Genomic DNA, 19,677 nt, shown 5'->3' with positions numbered 1-19,677 from the left:
GAACCGGAGGCGCCGCCGGCCGGAGCCGGCTCAGTAGCGGTAATGCTCGGACTTGAACGGGCCGGCCTCGGAGACGCCGATATAGGCGGCCTGGTCGGGGCGCAGCTTGGAGAGCTTCACGCCGATCTTCTCGAGGTGCAGGGCTGCAACCTTCTCGTCGAGGGTCTTGGGCAGGGTGTAGACCTGCTTCTGGTACTTGGACGTGTTGGTCCAGAGTTCGATCTGCGCCAGCGTCTGGTTGGTGAACGAGGCCGACATCACGAAGGACGGGTGACCCGTGGCGTTGCCGAGGTTCACCAAGCGGCCCTCCGACAGGAGGATGATGCGGTGGCCGTCCGCGAAGGTGATCTCGTCCACCTGCGGCTTGATGTTGGACCACTTGAGGTTCTTCAGGCCGGCGACCTGAATCTCGTTGTCGAAGTGGCCGATGTTGCAGACGATCGCCCGGTCCTTCATCGACCGCATGTGATCGAGGGTGATGATGTCCTTGTTGCCGGTGGCGGTGACGAAGATGTCGGCGCGCGCTGCGGCGTCCTCCATCGTCACGACCTCGTAGCCCTCCATGGCGGCCTGGAGCGCGCAGATCGGATCGATCTCCGACACGAGCACGCGGCAGCCGGCATTGCGCAGCGAGGCGGCCGAACCCTTGCCGACATCGCCGAAGCCGGCGACCATGGCCACCTTGCCGGCCATCATCACGTCGGTGCCGCGGCGGATGCCGTCGACCAGCGACTCCTTGCAGCCGTAGAGGTTGTCGAACTTCGACTTGGTGACCGAGTCGTTCACGTTGATCGCCGGGAAGAGCAGCTTGCCCTCCTTGGCCAGCACGTACAGGCGGTGCACGCCCGTGGTGGTCTCCTCGGAGACGCCCTTGATGCTGTCGGCGAGGCCGGCGAACCAGCCCTTCGGCTTCTCGGCCAGCTTCTTCTTGAGCAGCGCGAAGAAGACCTCCTCCTCCTCGCTCTCCGGCTTGTCGAGGAAGGCGGTGTCGCCGCGCTCGGCGCGCAGGCCGAGATGGACGAACATGGTGGCGTCGCCGCCGTCGTCGAGGATCATGTTCGGCATGCCGCCGTCATGCCAGTCGAACAGGCGCGAGGTGTAGTCCCAGTACTCTTCTAGGGTCTCGCCCTTCACGGCGAAGACCGGGATGCCGGCGGCCGCGATGGCGGCGGCGGCGTGGTCCTGGGTCGAGTAGATGTTGCAGGAGACCCAGCGGATGTCGGCGCCGAGCGCCTTCAGGGTCTCGATCAGCACGGCGGTCTGGATCGTCATGTGCAGCGAGCCGGCGATCTTGGCGCCCTTCAGGGGCTGCGCAGCGCCGTATTCCTCGCGGACCGCCATCAGGCCCGGCATCTCCGTCTCGGCGATCGAGATCTCCTTGCGGCCGTAATCGGCCAGCCCGATGTCCTTGACGATATAATCCTTGGCCATGAGTCGGCGGCTCCGTGTGTTCGCGTTGCGGTTCGGGGCCAGCCCCTACCACTTCGAACGTTACGAAGCAATCAAGACATAAACATGTCTTTATGCGTTCCAGGCTGCGAGGGCGTTCGCCGCCGGTTCTTTTCGCCTGCTCAGATCTCGATCTCCGTGCCGACCTCGACCACCTGCCGGGTCGGCACGCCGAAGAAGGCGCCGGTGCGCTCGGCGTTGCGCTGCATGAAGGCGAACAGGTTTTCGCGCCACGGCGCCATGCCGAGATGGTCGTCCTTGGGGATGATCGTCTCGTGCCCGACGAACACGGTCATGTCGTCGACGACGTTCGCGGGCAGGTGGCGGGACGCGACCGCGCAGGCCAGCCCTTCCGGGATCGAGGCCTCCTCCATGAAGCCGTAGCGCAGGATCACCCGGTAGAAGTCCGGCGCCAGGATCGTCACGTGGGCGCGCTGCTCCACCGGGACCGTGGGGGTCTCCTCGTAGAGCGCGGTGATGATCAGGATGCGCTCCATCAGCGCGTGGTTGCGCTCGACGAAGCGCGACAGGTGGAGGGGGATCCCGTGCTCGGCCGCCGACAGGAAGGCCGCGGTGCCGGGCAGGCGCAGCAGGTCGCGGTGCTGGAGCCCGGCCAGGAACGCATCCTCCGGCAGGCGCAGCGCGACCCGGGCCTGCTCGACCAGCTCGTTGCCCTTCTTCCAGGTGAGCATCATCAGCGCGACGAAACCGGCGAGCACCAGGGGAAACCAGCCGCCCTCCAGGATCTTCACGCTGTTGGCCGCGAAGAACACGGCGTCGATGGCCAGGAAGATGCCGTTGACCGCGAAGACGAGGATCGGGTTGTAGCCCCACCGCAGCGCGATCAGCGCCGCGAGCAGCGTGGTGATGGCCATCAGCATCGAAACCGCGATGCCGTAGGCCCCGGCGAGCGCGTCGGAGGACCCGAACAGCACCACGGCCACCAGGGTCGCGGCGGCGAGTAGCCAGTTCACCATCGGGACGTAGATCTGGCCGCGCTCCTCCCGGGCGGTCTGGACGATGCGCATCGCCGGCAGGAAGCCGAGCTGCACCGATTGCTGGGTCAGGGAGAACACCCCGGAGATGATCGCCTGCGAGGCGATGATGGTGGCGAGTGTTGCCAGCGCGATCAGCGGGTAGTGGCCCCAATCCGGGCACAGGCGGAAGAACGGGTTCTCGATCGCGTCGGGCGCGGCGAGCAGCAGGGCGCCCTGCCCGAAATAGTTGAGCACCAGCGCCGGCAGGACCAGGACGAACCACGCGGCCCGGATCGGCATCGCGCCGAAATGGCCGAGATCGGCGTACATCGCCTCGCCGCCGGTAACCGCCAGGAAGGCCGCGCCCAGCATCGCGAAGCTCACGTGCCAGCCGGCATGCAGCATGAAATCGACGGCGCGCAGCGGGTTCAGCGCCGACAGGATCTCGGGCTTGCCCAGGATGCCGACGATCCCGAGGGCCGCCAGCACCACGAACCAGACCAGCATCACCGGGCCGAACACCCGGCCGATCACCGCGACGCCCTTGTGCTGCACGGCGAACAGCACGACCAGGATCGCGATCGTGATCGGCACGACGAAGTGCCCGAGCGACGGCGCGTCGACCTTCAGCCCCTCGATCGCCGAGAGCACCGAGATCGCCGGGGTGATCGCGCCGTCGCCGTAGAGCAGCGCGGCACCGATCAGCCCGACCACCAGCAGCACGGCCTTCAACGTTCCGGGCTGCGCCTGCCGGGCGCCGAGCAGCGCCAGCATGGCCACGATGCCGCCCTCGCCCTTGTTGTCGGCGCGCAGGATCAGCACCGCGTATTTCAGCGACACGATCAGGATCAGCGACCACAGGATCAGCGACACCGCGCCCGTCGCGGCGGCCGGGACCGTAGCGCCCCCGGCGGTGGCCGCCTTCACGGCCTCCTTGAAGGCGTAGAGCGGGCTGGTGCCGATATCCCCGTAGACGACGCCGAGCGCGCCGAAGACGAGGGCGGGCTTGAGCCGGCTTTTCTGGGAGGCATCGTTGTCGTCGCCCGCGCGGGTTCGCGCATCCGGAGCCGCCGCGGGTGCAAGGGACTGACTCAACGCACGTCTCCCGCGGGCTCAAACGCGCCGGCCCTGGCGGCACAGGTAGAGCGCTGTCCGTCCGAGTGGAAGCGGTCGCGTTCGGATAGGCTCCCGGTCAAAGGGCTCGCCATGGGTCGAACGATCACCGGGAAGCCGTATCGCGTCTCCAACGGCGTGGTCGTCGCCGGCGAAGGGACCACGCCGCTTTTCCCGGACGGTCGGACCGTCAGCGGACTGCGACCCGGGAACGGGACGGCGCGCAACAGGCGCTTTCCGGCCCGTACCCGGTCATACCCGATCGGCCAGGGCGTCCGGGCACGGCTCGCCCCGCCGCAGGCCGAACACCGGCACGCCGGCATGCCGGGCGATCGACGCGGCGACGGTGGAGAGCGGCGCGGGCGCGCCCTCGCTTTCGCTGATGGCGACGGCCAGCAGCGGCACGCGGTGCAGCCGCAGGGTCTCGCAGGCGGTGAGCGCGTGGCTGATCGCCCCGAGATAGCTGCCGGAGACGAGCAGCGCCGGCACGGCCAGCTCCCGCAGCCAGTCGAGGCCGGTCGCGGCCCCGGTGACCGGGCTCATCAGCCCGCCGACCCCTTCGATCAGCAGCGTGCCCTCGGTGCGGGCGATCTGCGCCCGGCACCAGGCGACGAGCTCGGGCAGGTCCAGCGCCCGGCCCTCCAGGGCGGCCGCCTGATCGGGCGCAAGCGGGGCCGAGAACCGCCAGGGTGAGCAGGCCTCAACGGTCTCGGCTTCGACAGCGAGGCCCTGCGCGTCGAGGAGGTGCGCCGTGTCGCTCTCCGCGAAGGCCGGATCGCTCAACGGCGGCACGCCGCTCGCCAGGGGCTTCAGGGTCCGGACCTGCCGGCCCTGCGCCCGCAGGCGCCGGGTCAGCGCCGCGGTGACGTAGGTCTTGCCGATCTCGGTGCCGGCGCCGGCGACGAAGACCGTGCGGGCGGCCATGATGCCGGCCGCCTCAGGCCTGGAACGTGCCGTGGCAGTGCTTGTACTTCTTGCCCGAACCGCACGGGCACGGCTCGTTGCGCCCGACCCGGCCCCAGGTGGCGGAATCGTTCGGGTCGCGCTCGAGCACCGCGCCATCCACCGAGAGGCCCTGGGCCGCGTAGCCGTAGGCGGGACCGCCGCCGCCGTCGCTGCCCGAGCCGCGCTCGCCGTAATCCATTTCGTTCTCGCCGGTCACCGGGTCGAGATGCTGGGCGAACATCGGCGGCAGCTCCGGCGTGCCACCCGGGAAGCCCTGCTGCTGATCGGGCTGCTGGTGCACGATCTCGACGCGGGAGAGCTGCGCCGTCACCTGCTCGCGCAGGGACGTCACCAGGCTGTTGAAGAGGTCGAACGCCTCGGACTTGTACTCGTTGAGCGGGTCGCGCTGGGCGAAACCGCGCCAACCGATCACCTGCCTGAGGTGGTCGAGGGTCACAAGGTGCTCGCGCCAGAGGTGGTCAAGCGTCTGGAGCAGGACCTGCTTCTCGATGTAGGCGGTGATCTCGGTGCCGTTCTTCTCGGCCCGCTCGGCGTAGCCCGTCTCGGCGGCCTTGAGCAGGCGTTCGCGCATCTCCTCGTCCGCGATGCCCTCTTCCTTGGCCCAATCCTCCACCGGCGCGTCGAGGTTCAGCACGTCGCGGACCTGTTCGCGCAAGGCCGCGACGTCCCACTGCTCGGCGTAGGCGTTCTGCGGGATGTAGCGGGCGACGAAGTCGTCGATCACGCCCTCGCGCATCTCGTCGACGGTCTCGCGCACGCTCTCCTGGGCCATGAAGTCCCGGCGCTGCTCGAACACGACCTTGCGCTGGTCGTTCATGACGTTGTCGTATTTGAGCACGTTCTTGCGCATGTCGAAGTTGCGCGCCTCGACCTTCTGTTGCGCCTTCTCGATCGCCTTGTTGATCCAGGGGTGGATGATCGCCTCGCCCTGCTCCAGGCCTAGCTTCTGCAGCATCCCGTCCATGCGGTCGGAGCCGAAGATCCGCATCAGGTCGTCCTGAAGCGACAGGTAGAACTTCGAGCGGCCCGGATCGCCCTGGCGGCCGGAGCGGCCGCGGAGCTGGTTGTCGATGCGCCGGGATTCGTGGCGCTCGGTGCCGATGATGTAGAGGCCGCCCGGCAGGGCCTTCTTGCGGCCGGCCTCGGGGTCGGCCGGCTCGCCGGAGGCCAGGACCTTGGCGCGGTTGTCGGCGATCTCCGCCTTGATGGCGTCGATGGCGGCGTCGCGCTCCGGACCGTCGGCGAGCTGACCGAGCTCCTTCTCGATGCGCATCTCGAGGTTGCCGCCGAGTTTGATGTCGGTGCCGCGGCCGGCCATGTTGGTGGCGATGGTGATCGCGCCGGGCACACCGGCCTCGGCGACGATGTAGGCCTCCTGCTCGTGGAAGCGGGCGTTCAGCACGGCGAAGCGCTTGGTAACCCGGCCCTCGCGGGCGGCCTTGTAGACGTCGGTGAGCGCGTTCGGATCGGAATAGTCGAGCAGGGTGTAGCCGGCCTTCTTCAGCATCTCGGCCAGGTGCTCGGACTTCTCGATCGAGCCGGTGCCGACCAGGATCGGCTGGTGGCGGCTATGCGCCTTGTCGATCTCCGCGATGATGCCTTCGTACTTCTCGCCCACCGTGCGGTAGACCTCGTCGTCCTCGTCGACGCGCTCGACCTCCTTGTTGGTCGGGATGTCGACCACGTCGAGCTTGTAGATCTCGGCGAACTCGTCCGCTTCCGTCGAGGCCGTACCGGTCATGCCGGCGAGCTTGCCGTAGAGGCGGAAGTAGTTCTGGAACGTGATCGAGGCCAGCGTCTGGTTCTCGGGCTGGATTGTCACGCGCTCCTTGGCCTCGAGGGCCTGGTGCAGTCCCTCCGAGTAGCGCCGCCCCTGCATCATGCGACCGGTGAACTCATCGATGATCACCACCTCGTCGTTCTTGACGATGTAGTCCTTGTCCCGGGTGAACAGGGTGTTGGCGCGCAGGGCCTGGTTCACGTGGTGGACGAGGCTGACGTTGTGGGCGTCGTACAGGTCGCCGTCCTTGAGCAGGCCGACCTCGCGCAGGGTCTCCTCGACGAACTCGTTGCCGGCTTCCGTGAGCGAGACCGTGCGCTGCTTCTCGTCGAGGTCGTAATGCTCGCGCACCAGCCGGGGCATGATCGCGTCGACCGAGACGTACAGCTCGGAGCGGTCGTCCACTGGCCCGGAGATGATCAGCGGCGTCCGGGCCTCGTCGATCAGGATCGAATCGACCTCATCCACGATCGCGAAGTTGTGTCCCCGCTGGGCGAGCTGAGACAGCTCGTACTTCATGTTGTCGCGCAGGTAGTCGAAGCCGTACTCGTTGTTGGTACCGTACGTGATGTCGCAGGCGTAGGCCGCCTTGCGCTGCTCGTCGTCGAGCCCGTGCACGATGGTCCCGACGGTGAGGCCGAGGAACCGGTAGAGCTGGCCCATCCACTCGGCATCGCGGGCGGCGAGGTAGTCGTTCACGGTGACGACGTGGACGCCCTTGCCCTCCAGGGCGTTCAGGTAGACCGGCAGGGTCGCCACCAGGGTCTTGCCCTCGCCGGTCTTCATCTCGGCGATGGCGCCCTCGTGCAGCACCATGCCGCCGATCAGCTGCACGTCGAAATGGCGCTGGCCGAAGACCCGCTTGGCCGCCTCGCGGACGGTGGCGAAGGCCGGGACCAGGATGTCGTCGAGGCTCTTGCCGGCGGCCAGCTCCGCCTTCAGCATGTCGGTCCGCGCCCGGAGCGCGTCGTCCGACAGGGCCTGGATCTCCGGTTCCAGCGCGTTGATCAGCGCCACCCGCGGGCGGTAGCCCTTGACGCGGCGGTCGTTGGAGGAGCCGAAAATCTTCTTGGCGATCGAGCCGAGCATCGTTGACCTGCAGACGCGCGAGCCCGCCGACGGGTGAGCGTGGCGGGCCGGCCTTGGCGGAGTTGGCCGGGCTTATAGAGGTAAACATCCGCCGACGCACCTGAAAGAGGCAGGCTCCGATAGGCTCGGCGCCGGAAGGCCGAAACGGCAGCGCTTGCCTTCTCGCGCGACGCGCGCCACCTGTGCCGCGGCCCGCCGCCCGGCCTCGACAGGGGCGGCAACGAGACGTCAGCCGAGGACCACGCCAGCATGCCGAACACCGCCCTCCTCCGGCGCGCGAGCGCGCTCGCCCTCATGCTCGCGATACCGGGATCCGCGCTGGCCCAGGCGCCCCAGGCGGCCCCGTCCTCGACATCGACGCCCGCGGCCAACACGGCGACTGCGCCGAGCCCCGACACCGTGGTGGCGAGCGTCAACGGCAAGCCGATCACCCAGGGCGACCTCGCCATCGCGTCCGACGACCCGGCCCTGTCGCTCCCGGGGGTGGACGAGGCGCAGAAGAAGTCCCTCCTGGTGGATTACATGGTCGACCTGCGGGTCGGCGCGCAGGCGGCCGAGGCCGCCAAGATCGGCGACACGCCGGAGTTCAAGCGCAAGCTCGCCTACTTCCGCGACAAGCTCCTGCTCGACGATTACCTGGAACAGGAGGCCAAGCGGGCGGTGACCCCTGAGGCCGAGCACGCGATCTACGATCAGACCGTCAAGCTGATGAAGCCCGAGGAGGAGGTGCACGCGCGCCACATCCTGGTGGACAACGAGGGCGATGCGAAGAAGATCGCGGCCCGGATCAAGGGCGGCGAGGATTTCGCCAAGGTCGCGGCCGAGGCCTCGAAGGATCCTGGCTCCAAGGCAGAGGGCGGCGATCTCGGCTGGTTCACCAAGGAGCGGATGGTCCCGGACTTCGCCAACGCCGCCTTCGCGATGAAGCCCGGCCAGGTCTCCGATCCTGTGAAGAGCCAGTTCGGCTGGCATGTCATCAAGGTCGAGGAGAAGCGGACCAAGCCGCAGCCGACCTTCGACGAGCTGAAGGAACAGATCGACCAGCACATCGTCCGCAAGGCGCAGCAGGACATGATCCTGAAGCTGCGCGCCGAGGCCAAGATCGACCGGACCGACGCTGCGCCGGCCGCCGCGCAGCCGGCGCCGGATACGAAGAAGCCGTGAGCCGGTCGGGACGAAAGGTGTTCCCCATCCTCTCGTCAGGGAACGGGATCGGATAACAAATCGTGGCCTTCCGGGGCGCCGCAGGCGAACCCGGAGGCCAGATCCACCGACAGCGCTAGGCCGGATCGGTCTGCGTCTCTGGATCCCGGGCTTCGCTTCGCGGCCCCGGGATGACCAGGAGGGTGGTCGAACGACTAGCGAACGCTCACGCCTTCAGACGGTCAGTCCTTCCGCGCCCGGATGCCTCAATACGGCCGGTCGGGATGCAGGTAGGCGGAGTGGGTGGGCGCCACCGGTACGGTCACCCCGAGCGCGGCGAGTTCGGCCGTGCGGCGGCCTTCGGCGATCCGGTCGAGCACCGCGATCAGCAGCCAGGGACACGCGATCCCGATGAAGAAGGCCATGTGATCCTCCAACGCCGGATCTGCGAGGCGTCCAGCTTTGGAGGATGATAGGCCGGTCCGGGCCGTCCGCAAGCGGTGCGCGGACGTTTTCGCGTCAGAGCCAGCCCTGAAGCTCGCGGCGCACGACGTGCTCGATGACCTTCATGCCCAGGTCGGAATCGTTCAGGCACGGGATGTAGGCGAAGCGCTCGCCGCCGTTGCCCTCGAAATAGTGGCGGTTCTCGCCGTCGAGCTCCTCCAGCGTCTCCAGGCAATCGGCCGTGAAGCCCGGGGCGACGATGGCCATGCGCTTCACGCCGGATTTCGCCAGCTCCGTCACGGTCTCGTCGGTGTAGGGTTTGAGCCATTCCTCGTTGCCGAAGCGCGACTGGAACGTCACCCGCATGCGCTCGGGCGACATCCCCAGGGCCTCCCGGATCAGGCGCCCGGTCTTGTGGCACTGGCAATGGTACGGGTCGCCCTTGAGCAGGTAGCTGCGCGGCACGCCGTGGAACGAGGTCAGGATCACCTCGGGCTCGAAATCGAGCTTTGCCAAGCCCTCGCGGATCGAATCGGCCATCGCGGCGATGTAGACCGGATCGTCGTGATAGGGCGGTGACACCCGTACGGTCGGCTGCCAGCGCATGTCCATCAGGGCGCGGAACGCCTGATCGCAGGCGGTGGCCGAGGTCGCGGCGGCATATTGCGGATAGAGCGGAACCAGCAGGATCCGGTCGCAGCCCTGGTCGAGCAGCGCCTGGAGCCGGTCGGCGACCTCCGGCTTGCCGTAGCGCATCGCCCAGTCGACCACGACGGAATCCCCCATCGCGGCCTGCAGGCGCTCGCTCTGGCCCCGGGTGGTGGTCTTGAGCGGGCCCTCGTTGCGGGTGTTGTTCCAGACGCTGGCGTAGTCGCGGCCCTTCGGCCCCGGTCGCTTGGTCAGGATGATCAGGTTGAGCAGCGGCCACCAGATCAGCCGCGGCACCTCGATCACCCGCCGGTCCGACAGGAACTCCTTGAGGTAGCGCCGCATCGGCCAGTAGCTGGTGCCCTCGGGGGTGCCGAGGTTCATCAGCAAGACGCCGACGCGGCCCCAGGCGACCTTCGGATGGTCGGCCGGCATGCCGCCCGCAGCGGGGACCATTGTGGAGAGGGGCCGGCCTTCCGCCAGCGCGGCGGGTTCGACGCGTTCGTTCATGGCAGCGTTCCGGCGCCGCGCGCCGAGTCCTTCTTCTGGCTTCAGATACCCGGCAGCCGGCGCACGCGCTTGGGCCGGAGGCTTCCCGGTGTCAGAGGCTTCCCGGTATGCGCTGCAATCCCATGTAGGGTGCCGCGCCGCCCAGCGAAGGCCGGCTGCGACATGCTGCACCGGACGTGCCATGCATGATCGACCGTTCCTCCCTAGCCACCGCCGTCCCGGCCCGCAACCGCGAGACCCGATGTCCGACACCCCCGTGGCCGCCGCACTGGCGGCTTTCCGCGCCTCCGGGTCGCCGTGGCTGGCGCTGCCGTTCTTCGTCGGCGACGCGGCCGACGCCGTCGCGGCCCGGGTCGATGCCCGGATCGCCGCGGGCGCGCGGGTTCTGCCGGCGCCGGCCGACATCTTCCGGGCGCTCGCCGAGACGCCGCTGCCGGCGGTCCGCGCCGTCATCCTCGGGCAGGATCCCTACCCGACGCCGGGCGACGCCAACGGCCTTGCCTTCTCGTATGTCGGATCCGGCCGCGTCCCGGCCTCGCTGCGGGTGATCCTGGCCGAGGCCGGCTCGGAACGGTCCGCCGGCGGCGACCTGACGGCCTGGGCCCGGCAGGGCGTGCTGCTCCTCAACAGCGCGCTCACCGTCGAGGCCGGCAAGGCCGGCGCGCATCTGCGCTATGGCTGGTCGGCGTTGACCGACGAGGCCGTCGCGGCGGTCTCGGCGCGTCCGGAACCGGCGGTTTTCCTGCTGTGGGGCGCTCAGGCCCGCGCCCGGGTGCCGCTGATCGATGCGGCGCGCCACGGCGTGTTCGAGAGCGGGCACCCCTCGCCGCTCAACCGCGCCCGGGATTTCCCGGGCTCGGACCCGTTCGGCCGCGCCAACGGCTGGCTGGGTGAGCGCGGGGTGGCGCCGATCGACTGGCGCCTCGGCTGACCGGTTATTGCGCCGGCTTTGCGGGCTCTGCCGGCTTTACGGGCTCCGCCGGAGCCGGCGCGTCGGCGGCTTGGCCGGCCGGCAGCAGGACGTTCTTGGTGATGGAGCCCTCGGGCCCGTACTCGCCGGCCACCGCGATGCAGGCCTGATCCCGGTTCTGGGCCATCTGGTTCGACATCAGCGTGAACATGGTCTGGACGCGGTTGCCGAACGGGCCGCGCGGCTGGACGTCGTCCACCCGCACGTTCTGCTTCGCCAGCAGGCCCTCGAAGGCCGCGTTGCCGATGCGGTAGCCGCAGACGTTCGAGGCGGCGAAGATGTAGGCGGCGAATTCGAGCGCGCGCGGCGACGGGGCGTTCCGGATCTGCGCCTGCGCCGGCAAGGCGGCGAGCGTCGCGGCGGCGAGCGTCAGGGAGAGGGCTGTGGCGTTGGGGGCGACCCGGCGCGTGGGGCGGTTCATGGGACGGTGTTCCTCGGTCCGGGGCGACCTCTTCCGGGCCGCCCGCGTGGAGCCGGACATAGGCCGGACCGGGCACATCGCCAATGCGACCGAATTCGCATGCAAATTGCGGTCGGCCGTTCATCAACGATTCGGCATAGGCGCAGTCGCAGGGGTCCGCGGACCGGAAAACAGCCCAGTGTTCCGATGATCTGCGTTCGTGAGACAGAGTGTTAACCGGCTCGCGTCACGCCAAGGTCCACCGTTTAACCAGATCCAGGCGGTTCGCAGCGTATGTTTGGCGTGAACTCCACTGTCGCAGACATCTCCGTCCCGACGCCGGTTCCCAATCCGGCCACCCGTGATCCGGGCCGGCGCCTCCGCTCCGGCGGCGCTTCCGGGGATCGGCATCCGCACCACGCGCAGACCGCCCCGGCGATCTGCCCCAACCGGGTCGCGCATTGGGCTTACGGCGAAGGCCTCCGGGCCGGCGCGACCGTAGCGCTCCTCGTCCGCGACCTCGGCCAGGCGGAGGCGATGCGGCTCGGCCTGGCCCGGCTCGGGATCCGGGTCGTCGCCATCGACGGCAGCCGGCGCGGCGAGGCCCTCGCCGACAGCCTGGCCCTCTCGGCCGCGACGCTGGTAATCGCCGATACGGTCCTGGCCGAGGCCTATGCCGGCGTGATGGGCCGCCTCGCCTCCTATCCGTCCGTGTGGTGGAACGGTCCCGGCGCCGACTTCGCCAGCCTGGATCTCGCCCTGGCCGAGCAGGATTGAGGAGCGATTGGCTTCGGCGCCGTGAGGCATCTGCTGCGGATCGGTGATACGCGCATCACAGATCCGATCGAAGCGTTCACGCATGACGGCGATCGAGGCCACGAAGCCCGGTGATTCGAGCAACGCCCTCCGGCGAGATCTCCTGAGCGTCCGCGACGACGTTGGCTCCGCGGCTCGCGAACATCGGCAGGCCGGGTTTCCCGTCTGCTCCGTCGAGGACGATACGCCCGAAGACTTGCTCGTGAAGGAATACCCGGACGGACGGCCGCAACGGGTCCGGTTCGATGTCGCAGGCGACCAAGTCATCCGCGATCTATGACACCGCAGCGCCGGGGTTTTGCCGGGCCGACTGCTGCTGGCAAATCAATCCCGGCCCGCCGTTATGCAGTTGGACCAATCGCGGCCGTAAATCCGGACGCCTTCGCGTTGCTGCCGGTGCGAGCCGCCTCGCCATCGAGCATGGCCGGGCTTTGCGAGACGGGCGGCAGACTTTCGGCCTCGCAACGACCTCGGCCGGTCGACGCCAGCGCGCTTCCCCGGCCGAGACCCGCGCACCGGGCTTCCAGATCAACCTCGTCTTCGTCGGGATCGCGCGCCTCCTCCAATCGCGGACCCGCGTGGCCGAGCGCGTGAAGCGCGGCGGCCATCCTGTTCGGCCGGCCGACCTCGAGCGGCGTTGGGCCCGCAACTCGGAACATCTGCTGGACGCTCGGCGGGTCGCCCACCGTGTCTCGGTCTTCGACACTTGAGCGCTCGCCGCCGAAGTGGAGGCCGGTTCGGCGTTAGCGAGCACGTCGAATCAAGGGCTTAGCGCTGTTTCCGATTGCAACGTGATCGGGAAAAGCTCGAGCGGCAAGCGAAGCAAACTGATCTTGAGCCGCGAAAATGATGATACGAAGCTGGCCAACCGCATCTCGCCGCTCTGGGCCATGACCGCCATCCCCGTCACCATGGGACACGTTGCCGGCGAGGAAACGCTCATAGACGATCGTGGCCATGCCGATCGCAACCGGATCCCAGGGGGCATCGGCCCCAGGCAACGATGACCCGCATCGGCCGCGGGAGCACATGTGCGCCCCTTCGCGCGACTCAGCTCAAGTGAGGATCCCGGAATGTCCGCAGCCCTGACCGCCCAAGCACCCGCAGACGCCCCCGTCCTGCTGCGCCACGATGCCGACGGCGTCGCCACCCTCACGCTGAACCGTCCCCAGGCGCGCAACGCCCTGTCGATGGCCCTGATGGGCGCCCTTCAAGCGCAACTCGACGCGATCCGGGAGGATGCCGGGGTGCGCGTGGTGATCCTGCGCGGCGCCGGCCCGGCCTTCTGCGCCGGCCACGACCTCAAGGAGATGCGCGCCGATCCTTCGCGAGCGGCGACCGAGGCGGTGTTCCGCACCTGCGCCCGCCTGATGCTGAGCCTCACGCGCCTGCCGCAGCCGGTGATCGCCCAGGTCCACGGCATCGCGACCGCAGCCGGCTGCCAGCTCGTCGCCACCTGCGACCTCGCGATCTGCGCCGAGGAGGCCCGGTTCGCCACGCCGGGCGTGCAGATCGGCTTGTTCTGCTCGACCCCGATGGTCGCCGTGTCGCGGGCGGTGTCGCGCAAGGCCGCCCTCGAGATGCTGCTGGTCGGCGAGCCGATCGACGCGCAGGAGGCGCACAGAATCGGCCTCGTCAACCGCGCCGTGCCGGCCGCGGATCTGGAAGACGCGGTGGCCGCCATGGCCCGGAAGATCGCCGGGAAGGCCCGGCGGGTTCTGGCGGTCGGCAAGGAGGCGTTCGGCCGCCAGATCGAGATGGGCCTGGAAGAGGCCTACGGCTACACCGCCGAGGTCATGACCCGGAACATGATGATGGCCGACGCCCAGGAAGGCATCGACGCGTTCCTGACCAAGCGGACGCCGCGCTGGGAGCCGTGAGCCCGGCGCGATACGACGCAGGCCCGGTGCCTCGCGACGCGTAGGCTCGAGCTCCGCCCTGCCCTAGGATCGGGGCACACCCTGTCCTGCCGGTCTCGGCACGTCCTCGCGGAACGGCTGATGAGCACCCTCGACCTGTTCGGACTGACGCTCGCCTTCGTCGGTGCGATGCCGCCGCCCCGGCCGCCGCGTCCGCGGCCCGACCGCGCGACCTGGGCCGCGGCCCTGCTGTTCGGCGGCGTCTGCCTGGGCACCGTCGGGCCGATGATCACGATCTGGAGCTTCCACCGGCCCTATGCCGAGGCCAAGGCGCGGTGCATCGCGGATGGTGGCCGGATCCTGTACGCGGCGCTGGACGGCAGCGGCCCCTATCGCTGTGCCCGCCCGCTCGGTGCCGCCGATGGCGGCGCGCAGCCATCCCTGCGGGCGTATTAAATCCGCTCGCCCACGTTTCCTTCGGTTATATCCGGCGGCGTCTGACACGAACCGGATGCCGAGACCTTGGAAGACGCGCTGTATCGATGGCTGCAGTCCACCGCCCTGTTGCGGGCGGATGTCGCGGCGCTCATCGGCATTGCCCTGGCGCTCGGCGTCACCCTGCACGCCCTGCTGCGCAAGCGCCGGGTCAGTGTCGCGGTCGGGTGGATCGGGCTGGCCTGGCTCTCGCCGATTTTCGGCACCGCCCTCTACCTGACCTTCGGCATCAACCGCGTCTCCCGGCGGGCCCGGAAGCTGCGCACCAAGCCCACCGACGCGACGCAGCTCCCCGACACCGATGATGCCGTGGTGCCAGAGACGCTCTGGCCCCTCGACCGGGCGATCCGGCGCATCACCGGCCTGCCGGCCTTCTCGGGCAACCACGTCGAGATGTTCCGCAACGGCGACGCCGGATACCCGGCCATGCTGGCGGAGATCCGCGCGGCGAAGGCCAGCATCGGGTTGTCGAGCTACATCTTCCGCGACGATCCCGTCGGCCGGGAATTCTGCACGGCGCTGGCGGAGGCGCAGGCCCGCGGCGTCAAGGTCCGGGTGATCATCGACGGGATCGGCGGCGGCTACTTCCGGGCACCGGTCTATCATCGCCTGACCAGCCTCGGGGTGCCGGCGGCCCTGTTCATGCACTCCGCCCTGCCCTGGCGGATGCCGTTCCTCAACCTGCGCTCGCACAAGAAGCTGCTGATCATCGACGGGCGCGTCGCCTTCACGGGTGGGCTGAACATCTCACAGCCCAACCGCGTGGCGCTCAAGCCGGAGCACCCGATCCGCGACACGCATTACCGGCTCCGGGGGCCGGTGGTTGAGCAGCTGGCCGTGGCGTTCGCGGCCGACTGGGCCTTCGTGGACGGCGAGATCCTCGATTCCGAGCCGTGGGTCGCCGACCTCGCGCCGGTCGGGACCAGCGTCGCCCGGGTCGTTACCTCGGGGCCGGATGCCGACGTCGAGAAGATCGAGCAGGTGATCCTCCAGGCGCTGTCCTGCGCCCGCCGGACCGTCCGGTTCGTCACCCCGTACTTCCTGCCCGACGAGCTGGTGACCGGCGCCCTCGCCCAGGCGGCGACCCGGGGCATCACCGTGGACCTGATCATCCCGCGGGTGAGCGACCATCCGTTCATCGACTGGGCGACCCGGGCGCATCTCGATCCGCTGCTCCGGGCCGGCGTGCGGGTCTGGCTCGACGAGCCGCCGTTCGATCACTCCAAGGTGATGGTCGTTGACGACGTCTGGTGCTTCATCGGAAGCGCCAACTGGGACATGCGCAGCTTTCGTCTCAATTTCGAGCTGAACGTCGAGATCATCGATGCCGACCTCGCGGCCCGGCTCGATACTTTCATGCGCGGCAAGATGGAGACGCGGCTCAGCCGTGAGGTTCTCGCCGCCCGCGCCCTGCCGATCCGTCTGCGCGACGCAGGCGTGCGACTGCTGCTGCCATACCTTTGAGGCGCGCGGGGGCGTGCGCCTCCGGCGCCGGCCCGAGATGGACCACGATCGGCTTATGGTCCGAGGGCCCGCGCGGCAGCACCGCGTGCTCGTGGCAGATCAGGCCGCGGGCCAGGCAGCGGTCGAGCCGCAGTGGCAGCACGTCGACCATCGCGTGGGTCGGTCTCCGCGGGCCGACGTCGCGAAAGCCCGGGATCAGCGCCGGGCCGACGATGTTGTAGTCGCCGAGCACCGCGGCCCGCGGCGGCAATTCGCCGACGATCCGGCGCAGCTGGCGGCGGTTGAGCATCTGCCCGTGCGACAGGTGGACGTTGGCCACACCGAACTCGCCGAGATCGAGCACCTGGCAGACCCGGTGCACCAGGGCGCCGGCCGGGAGCTCGATCACCCGGGGCGGCGTCGCGAACGGCTTCGGGCTCCACATGGCGAGCCCGTGGATCCGCCCCGGCAGCGGCGCCCAGGCGTAGTGACCGCCGATCCGGTCGCGCAGGAAGCCGATCGCCCGGGTCGCCTCCTGCATCAGCAGCAAGTCCGGCTTCTCCTGGGCGACCAGGGCGGCCACGTCGTCCACCGCGGCGCCGGTGCGCCGGAGCAGGTTCCAGCTCACGATCTTGAAGGGCCGGCGGCTGCGCTCGGCCGGCCGGATCGGGAGGGCCGGGGCGAGGCCGGAGCGGTCCGGATGGGCGAAGCTGTTCATCGGGCCGGACTCGTACCTCACCGGCGGGCTCCGTCGCCACCGCCGCGCTTCAACGCGCCGGGGGCTTAGGCGTTCGCTCCGGTGCGAGGCCAATCGGCTTTTGCCACGGGCGGCTGCGCGGTTTCCCCACCGTCGGCACGCATGGCGTCCTGCCGGTCGGCAGCGTGGATCGGCCGAGTGATGGCCGACGCTTCCATTGTGCGCCATTGACTCGCGCAATCGTGAGGTGCGTCTTCCTGAGGCGTACGGCCAGCCGGCGTACCGGTATGGGTGGCGTCGGCACCTTGATTTTCGAGGCGGGCGGCTGATGTCGCTTGCGGTGCAGCATCGTTCCTGCGCGGCCGTTCGCGAGAGCGGCACGCCGATCGCTGCTGTCGGCGACAGGCTGGCGGACCGAGCGGTCCAGTGACGCCGGTCCTGCGCCAAGGGGGGACATTCATGACCACGACGACGATCGACAAGACCAATACCCAGTCGTACCCGATGGCGGGTCAATGCCCGTTCGGAGGCGACCGCGTCGGCGGGGCCTTCGGCAGCCGTCCCGCCCTGGAGAACTGGTATCCGCACCGGCTCAGGGTCGAGCTCCTGCACCAGAACGGGCTGGCGGCCGATCCGCTGGGGCCGGATTTCGACTACGCCGGCGCCTTCCGGACGATCGACCTGGACGCGCTGAAGAACGACATCAAGCAGTTCCTGACGTCGTCGGTGGCCTGGTGGCCGTCCGATTACGGCAATTACGGCCCGCAGATGATCCGCATGGCCTGGCACTCGGCCGGAACCTACCGCATCGCGGACGGGCGGGGCGGAGCCGGCACCGGGATGCAGCGCTTCGCGCCGATCTCGAGTTGGTGGGACAACGGCAATACCGACAAGTCGCGCCGCCTCCTGCAGCCGCTCAAGCACAAGTACGGCAACGCCCTGTCCTGGGCCGACTTGATGGTGCTCACCGGCAATTGCGCCCTGGAGATCATGGGCCTGCCGACCTACGGCTTTGCCGGCGGACGTCTCGACGCCTGGGAGGCGGACGACGCCACCTACTGGGGTCCCGAGGTGGTCGAGATGGGCTCGGTGTCGAGCTTCGACGAGATGGTCAACCGCGATCAGCGCTGGCGCGGCAAGAACGGCGACGCCGACTACGACCTGGAGAACCCACTCGCCGCCTCGCACCAGGCGCTGATCTACGTCAACCCCGAGGGGCCCTACGCGAACGGGGATCCGCAGGGCTCGGCCAACGATATCCGGGTGACGTTCACCCGCATGGCCATGAACGACGAGGAGACCGTGGCGCTGATCGCCGGCGGCCATGCCTTCGGCAAGAGCCACGGCATGACCCCCGCCAAGGAGATCGGGCCGCCGCCGGAGATGGCGCCGATGGAGGCGATGGGGCTCGGCTGGCACAACCCGAACGGCACGGGGGCCGGCAAGGACACGATGACCAACGGCATCGAGGGCAGCTGGACCCCCGACCCGACCCAGTGGGACAACGCCTACCTGGAGAACCTCTTCAAGTTCGACTGGGAGCAGACCAAGAGCCCGGCCGGCGCCCTGCAATGGACCCCGAAGGACCCGAATGCACCCAAAACCCCCGACGCCCATGTCGCGGGGCAGATGCACCCGCTCATGATGATGACCTCCGACATCGCCCTCAAGGTCGATCCGGAGTACCGCAAGGTCTGCGAGAAGTTCCTCAACGACTTCGACGCCTTCACGCAGGCCTTCTCGAAGGCGTGGTACAAGCTCACCCACCGCGACATGGGCCCCAAGCACCGCTACCTCGGCCCGGAGGTGACGATCGAGGACGGCCTGTTGTGGCAGGATCCGATTCCCGATGCCGCCTACGCCCCGGTGGGGGAAGCCGAGATCGCCGCCCTGAAGCAAGCGATCCTGGCCACGGGCGTCTCGGTCTCTGACTTGGCCTTCACCGCCTTCTCGGCGGCCTCGACCTACCGCGACAGCGACAAGCGCGGCGGCGCCAACGGCGGCCGTCTCGCCCTCGCCCCGCAGAAGGACTGGGCCGTCAATCGCCGGGCCGCACCCGTGGTCGAGGCGCTGCGCGGTGTCATGGCCACGTTCAACGGCGGGCGCGGAGACGGCAAGCAGGTTTCGCTGGCCGACCTCATCGTGCTCGCCGGCTGTACCGCCGTCGAGAAGGCTGCCCGGGATGCGGGCGTCGAGACGCGCGTGCCGTTTACGCCCGGCCGGGTCGACACCACGCAGGACCTCACCGACATCGAGATGTTCGAGTGGCTGAGGCCCCTCGTCGACGGCTTCCGCAACTACGTCGACGGCGGGTTCAGGGACATGGCACCGCGCCTGTCGCCGGAGGAGATGTTCCTCGACAAGGCCAACCTGCTGACGCTGACCGCCCCGGAATGGGTGGTGCTGACGGGCGGCCTACGGGCCCTCAACGCCAACCACGACGGATCGAACCAGGGCATCTTCACCGATCGGGTGGGCGTGCTGACGACGGACTTCTTCCGGACCCTGACCGACACGAACCTTGTCTGGGAGAAGGTCGATTCGGACGGGACGTCCTTCGTCCTCAAGGACCGTGAGACCGGGCAGGCCCGGTTCGAGGCGACGCGCAACGACCTCGTCTTCGGGGCGAACGCGCAACTGCGCAACATCGCCGACGCCTATGCCGGCCGCGACGGTCAGCAGCGGTTCGTGGCGGACTTCGTGCGGGTCTGGGACAAGGTGATGATGCTCGATCGCTACGACGTGAAGGGCCACCGCCGTTACGGGCCCATGGCGGCCTGAACGACGCGGCGCAACACTCCGTGCCCCCGTCGCACCGCCGGGTGTGACGGGGGCATCGCCAAACGGGTGACGGCAAAGCCGGTGTCACGGCACCGTT

The 19,677-nt window shown here is 69.0% G+C and carries 18 protein-coding genes; 9 read left to right on the top strand and 9 right to left on the bottom strand.

The window, feature by feature from the left end; translation table 11 throughout:
* Positions 1-30: 30 nt before the first annotated feature.
* The 4 genes from ahcY to secA form a co-directional block, all read right to left on the bottom strand.
* Positions 31-1,431, bottom strand: coding sequence for an adenosylhomocysteinase (gene ahcY / locus FV242_RS04745; RefSeq protein ID WP_147938110.1), 1,401 nt, complete (start codon positions 1,429-1,431; stop codon positions 31-33).
* Positions 1,432-1,571: 140 nt separating this feature from the next.
* Positions 1,572-3,521 carry a potassium transporter Kup gene (locus tag FV242_RS04740; protein ID WP_147938109.1) on the bottom strand — a complete coding sequence of 650 codons (1,950 nt, stop codon included), beginning with the start codon at positions 3,519-3,521 and terminating at the stop codon, positions 1,572-1,574.
* Positions 3,522-3,791: 270 nt separating this feature from the next.
* A complete protein-coding gene (gene bioD / locus FV242_RS04735) occupies positions 3,792-4,463 on the bottom strand; it encodes a dethiobiotin synthase (protein WP_147938108.1) in 672 nt (223 codons plus the stop codon).
* Between the two features lie 13 nt (positions 4,464-4,476).
* Complete coding sequence (gene secA / locus FV242_RS04730; RefSeq protein ID WP_147905778.1) at positions 4,477-7,374, bottom strand: preprotein translocase subunit SecA; 2,898 nt, start codon at positions 7,372-7,374, stop codon at positions 4,477-4,479.
* Between the two features lie 249 nt (positions 7,375-7,623).
* Here secA and FV242_RS04725 point away from each other — a divergent pair, with 249 nt between their 5' ends.
* Positions 7,624-8,538 (top strand): peptidylprolyl isomerase, encoded by a 915-nt coding sequence (locus tag FV242_RS04725; RefSeq protein ID WP_147905777.1) that lies wholly within the window; start codon positions 7,624-7,626, stop codon positions 8,536-8,538.
* 245 nt (positions 8,539-8,783) lie between these two features.
* On the opposite strand, the gene FV242_RS34320 is transcribed toward FV242_RS04725, so the two are convergent.
* Together FV242_RS34320 and hemH are read right to left on the bottom strand one after the other, a co-directional pair.
* The gene (locus tag FV242_RS34320; RefSeq protein ID WP_187193581.1) at positions 8,784-8,942 is read right to left on the bottom strand and encodes a hypothetical protein; all 159 of its coding nucleotides are present in this window, start codon (positions 8,940-8,942) and stop codon (positions 8,784-8,786) included.
* A gap of 94 nt (positions 8,943-9,036) precedes the next feature.
* Positions 9,037-10,119, bottom strand: a complete 1,083-nt coding sequence (gene hemH, locus FV242_RS04720) for a ferrochelatase (RefSeq protein WP_147938107.1) — start codon at positions 10,117-10,119, stop codon at positions 9,037-9,039.
* A gap of 241 nt (positions 10,120-10,360) precedes the next feature.
* Between hemH and FV242_RS04715 the strand changes: the two genes are divergently transcribed.
* The gene (locus tag FV242_RS04715) at positions 10,361-11,050 is read left to right on the top strand and encodes a uracil-DNA glycosylase (RefSeq protein ID WP_147938106.1); all 690 of its coding nucleotides are present in this window, start codon (positions 10,361-10,363) and stop codon (positions 11,048-11,050) included.
* Positions 11,051-11,054: 4 nt separating this feature from the next.
* Here FV242_RS04715 and FV242_RS04710 read toward each other — a convergent pair whose 3' ends face one another.
* Positions 11,055-11,510, bottom strand: coding sequence for a hypothetical protein (locus tag FV242_RS04710; protein WP_187278328.1), 456 nt, complete (start codon positions 11,508-11,510; stop codon positions 11,055-11,057).
* Between the two features lie 273 nt (positions 11,511-11,783).
* On the opposite strand from FV242_RS04710, the gene FV242_RS04705 reads away from it, so the two are divergent.
* Positions 11,784-12,266 (top strand): AMP-dependent synthetase, encoded by a 483-nt coding sequence (locus FV242_RS04705; RefSeq protein ID WP_147938105.1) that lies wholly within the window; start codon positions 11,784-11,786, stop codon positions 12,264-12,266.
* A gap of 76 nt (positions 12,267-12,342) precedes the next feature.
* On the opposite strand, the gene FV242_RS34315 is transcribed toward FV242_RS04705, so the two are convergent.
* Entirely contained in the window at positions 12,343-12,567 is a 225-nt protein-coding gene (locus tag FV242_RS34315; protein WP_187278327.1) for a hypothetical protein, read from the bottom strand.
* A 169-nt stretch (positions 12,568-12,736) separates the two neighbouring features.
* Between FV242_RS34315 and FV242_RS04695 the strand changes: the two genes are divergently transcribed.
* The 5 genes from FV242_RS04695 (at position 12,737) to FV242_RS04675 (ending at position 16,123) form a co-directional block, all read left to right on the top strand.
* Positions 12,737-13,015: a hypothetical protein gene (locus FV242_RS04695; protein ID WP_147938103.1), complete on the top strand. Its 279-nt coding sequence runs from the start codon at positions 12,737-12,739 to the stop codon at positions 13,013-13,015.
* A gap of 81 nt (positions 13,016-13,096) precedes the next feature.
* Positions 13,097-13,312 (top strand): hypothetical protein, encoded by a 216-nt coding sequence (locus tag FV242_RS04690; protein WP_147938102.1) that lies wholly within the window; start codon positions 13,097-13,099, stop codon positions 13,310-13,312.
* 66 nt (positions 13,313-13,378) lie between these two features.
* Positions 13,379-14,185: an enoyl-CoA hydratase gene (locus tag FV242_RS04685; RefSeq protein WP_147938101.1), complete on the top strand. Its 807-nt coding sequence runs from the start codon at positions 13,379-13,381 to the stop codon at positions 14,183-14,185.
* Between the two features lie 120 nt (positions 14,186-14,305).
* Positions 14,306-14,620: a hypothetical protein gene (locus tag FV242_RS04680; RefSeq protein ID WP_147938100.1), complete on the top strand. Its 315-nt coding sequence runs from the start codon at positions 14,306-14,308 to the stop codon at positions 14,618-14,620.
* Between the two features lie 66 nt (positions 14,621-14,686).
* Positions 14,687-16,123, top strand: coding sequence for a phospholipase D-like domain-containing protein (locus tag FV242_RS04675; RefSeq protein WP_147938099.1), 1,437 nt, complete (start codon positions 14,687-14,689; stop codon positions 16,121-16,123).
* On the opposite strand, the gene FV242_RS04670 is transcribed toward FV242_RS04675, so the two are convergent.
* On the bottom strand, positions 16,041-16,820 hold the full coding sequence (locus FV242_RS04670; protein ID WP_246692489.1) for an endonuclease/exonuclease/phosphatase family protein: 780 nt from the start codon (positions 16,818-16,820) through the stop codon (positions 16,041-16,043). The two genes, FV242_RS04675 and FV242_RS04670, sit on opposite strands and share 83 nt — an antisense overlap.
* Before the next feature lie 438 nt (positions 16,821-17,258).
* Here FV242_RS04670 and katG point away from each other — a divergent pair, with 438 nt between their 5' ends.
* Positions 17,259-19,580 carry a catalase/peroxidase HPI gene (katG, locus tag FV242_RS04665; RefSeq protein ID WP_147938098.1) on the top strand — a complete coding sequence of 774 codons (2,322 nt, stop codon included), beginning with the start codon at positions 17,259-17,261 and terminating at the stop codon, positions 19,578-19,580.
* Positions 19,581-19,677: the final 97 nt, after the last annotated feature.

The sequence above is a fragment of the Methylobacterium sp. WL64 genome, assembly GCF_008039945.1.
Classification (GTDB): domain Bacteria; phylum Pseudomonadota; class Alphaproteobacteria; order Rhizobiales; family Beijerinckiaceae; genus Methylobacterium.
Note: the sequence above shows the minus strand (reverse complement) of the source record. Positions and strands in the feature narration are given on the sequence as shown.

Bases quoted from the DNA above. Each gene is read 5' to 3' on its own strand.
- ahcY (WP_147938110.1), bottom strand. From the start codon at position 1,431: ATGGCCAAGGATTATATCGTCAAGGACATCGGGCTGGCCGATTACGGC.
- bioD (WP_147938108.1), bottom strand. From the start codon at position 4,463: ATGGCCGCCCGCACGGTCTTCGTCGCCGGCGCCGGCACCGAGATCGGC.
- secA (WP_147905778.1), bottom strand. From the start codon at position 7,374: ATGCTCGGCTCGATCGCCAAGAAGATTTTCGGCTCCTCCAACGACCGC.
- FV242_RS04725 (WP_147905777.1), top strand. From the start codon at position 7,624: ATGCCGAACACCGCCCTCCTCCGGCGCGCGAGCGCGCTCGCCCTCATG.
- FV242_RS34320 (WP_187193581.1), bottom strand. From the start codon at position 8,942: ATGGCCTTCTTCATCGGGATCGCGTGTCCCTGGCTGCTGATCGCGGTG.
- hemH (WP_147938107.1), bottom strand. From the start codon at position 10,119: ATGAACGAACGCGTCGAACCCGCCGCGCTGGCGGAAGGCCGGCCCCTC.
- FV242_RS04715 (WP_147938106.1), top strand. From the start codon at position 10,361: ATGTCCGACACCCCCGTGGCCGCCGCACTGGCGGCTTTCCGCGCCTCC.
- FV242_RS04710 (WP_187278328.1), bottom strand. From the start codon at position 11,510: ATGAACCGCCCCACGCGCCGGGTCGCCCCCAACGCCACAGCCCTCTCC.
- FV242_RS04705 (WP_147938105.1), top strand. From the start codon at position 11,784: ATGTTTGGCGTGAACTCCACTGTCGCAGACATCTCCGTCCCGACGCCG.
- FV242_RS04685 (WP_147938101.1), top strand. From the start codon at position 13,379: ATGTCCGCAGCCCTGACCGCCCAAGCACCCGCAGACGCCCCCGTCCTG.
- FV242_RS04680 (WP_147938100.1), top strand. From the start codon at position 14,306: ATGAGCACCCTCGACCTGTTCGGACTGACGCTCGCCTTCGTCGGTGCG.
- FV242_RS04670 (WP_246692489.1), bottom strand. From the start codon at position 16,820: ATGAACAGCTTCGCCCATCCGGACCGCTCCGGCCTCGCCCCGGCCCTC.
- katG (WP_147938098.1), top strand. From the start codon at position 17,259: ATGACCACGACGACGATCGACAAGACCAATACCCAGTCGTACCCGATG.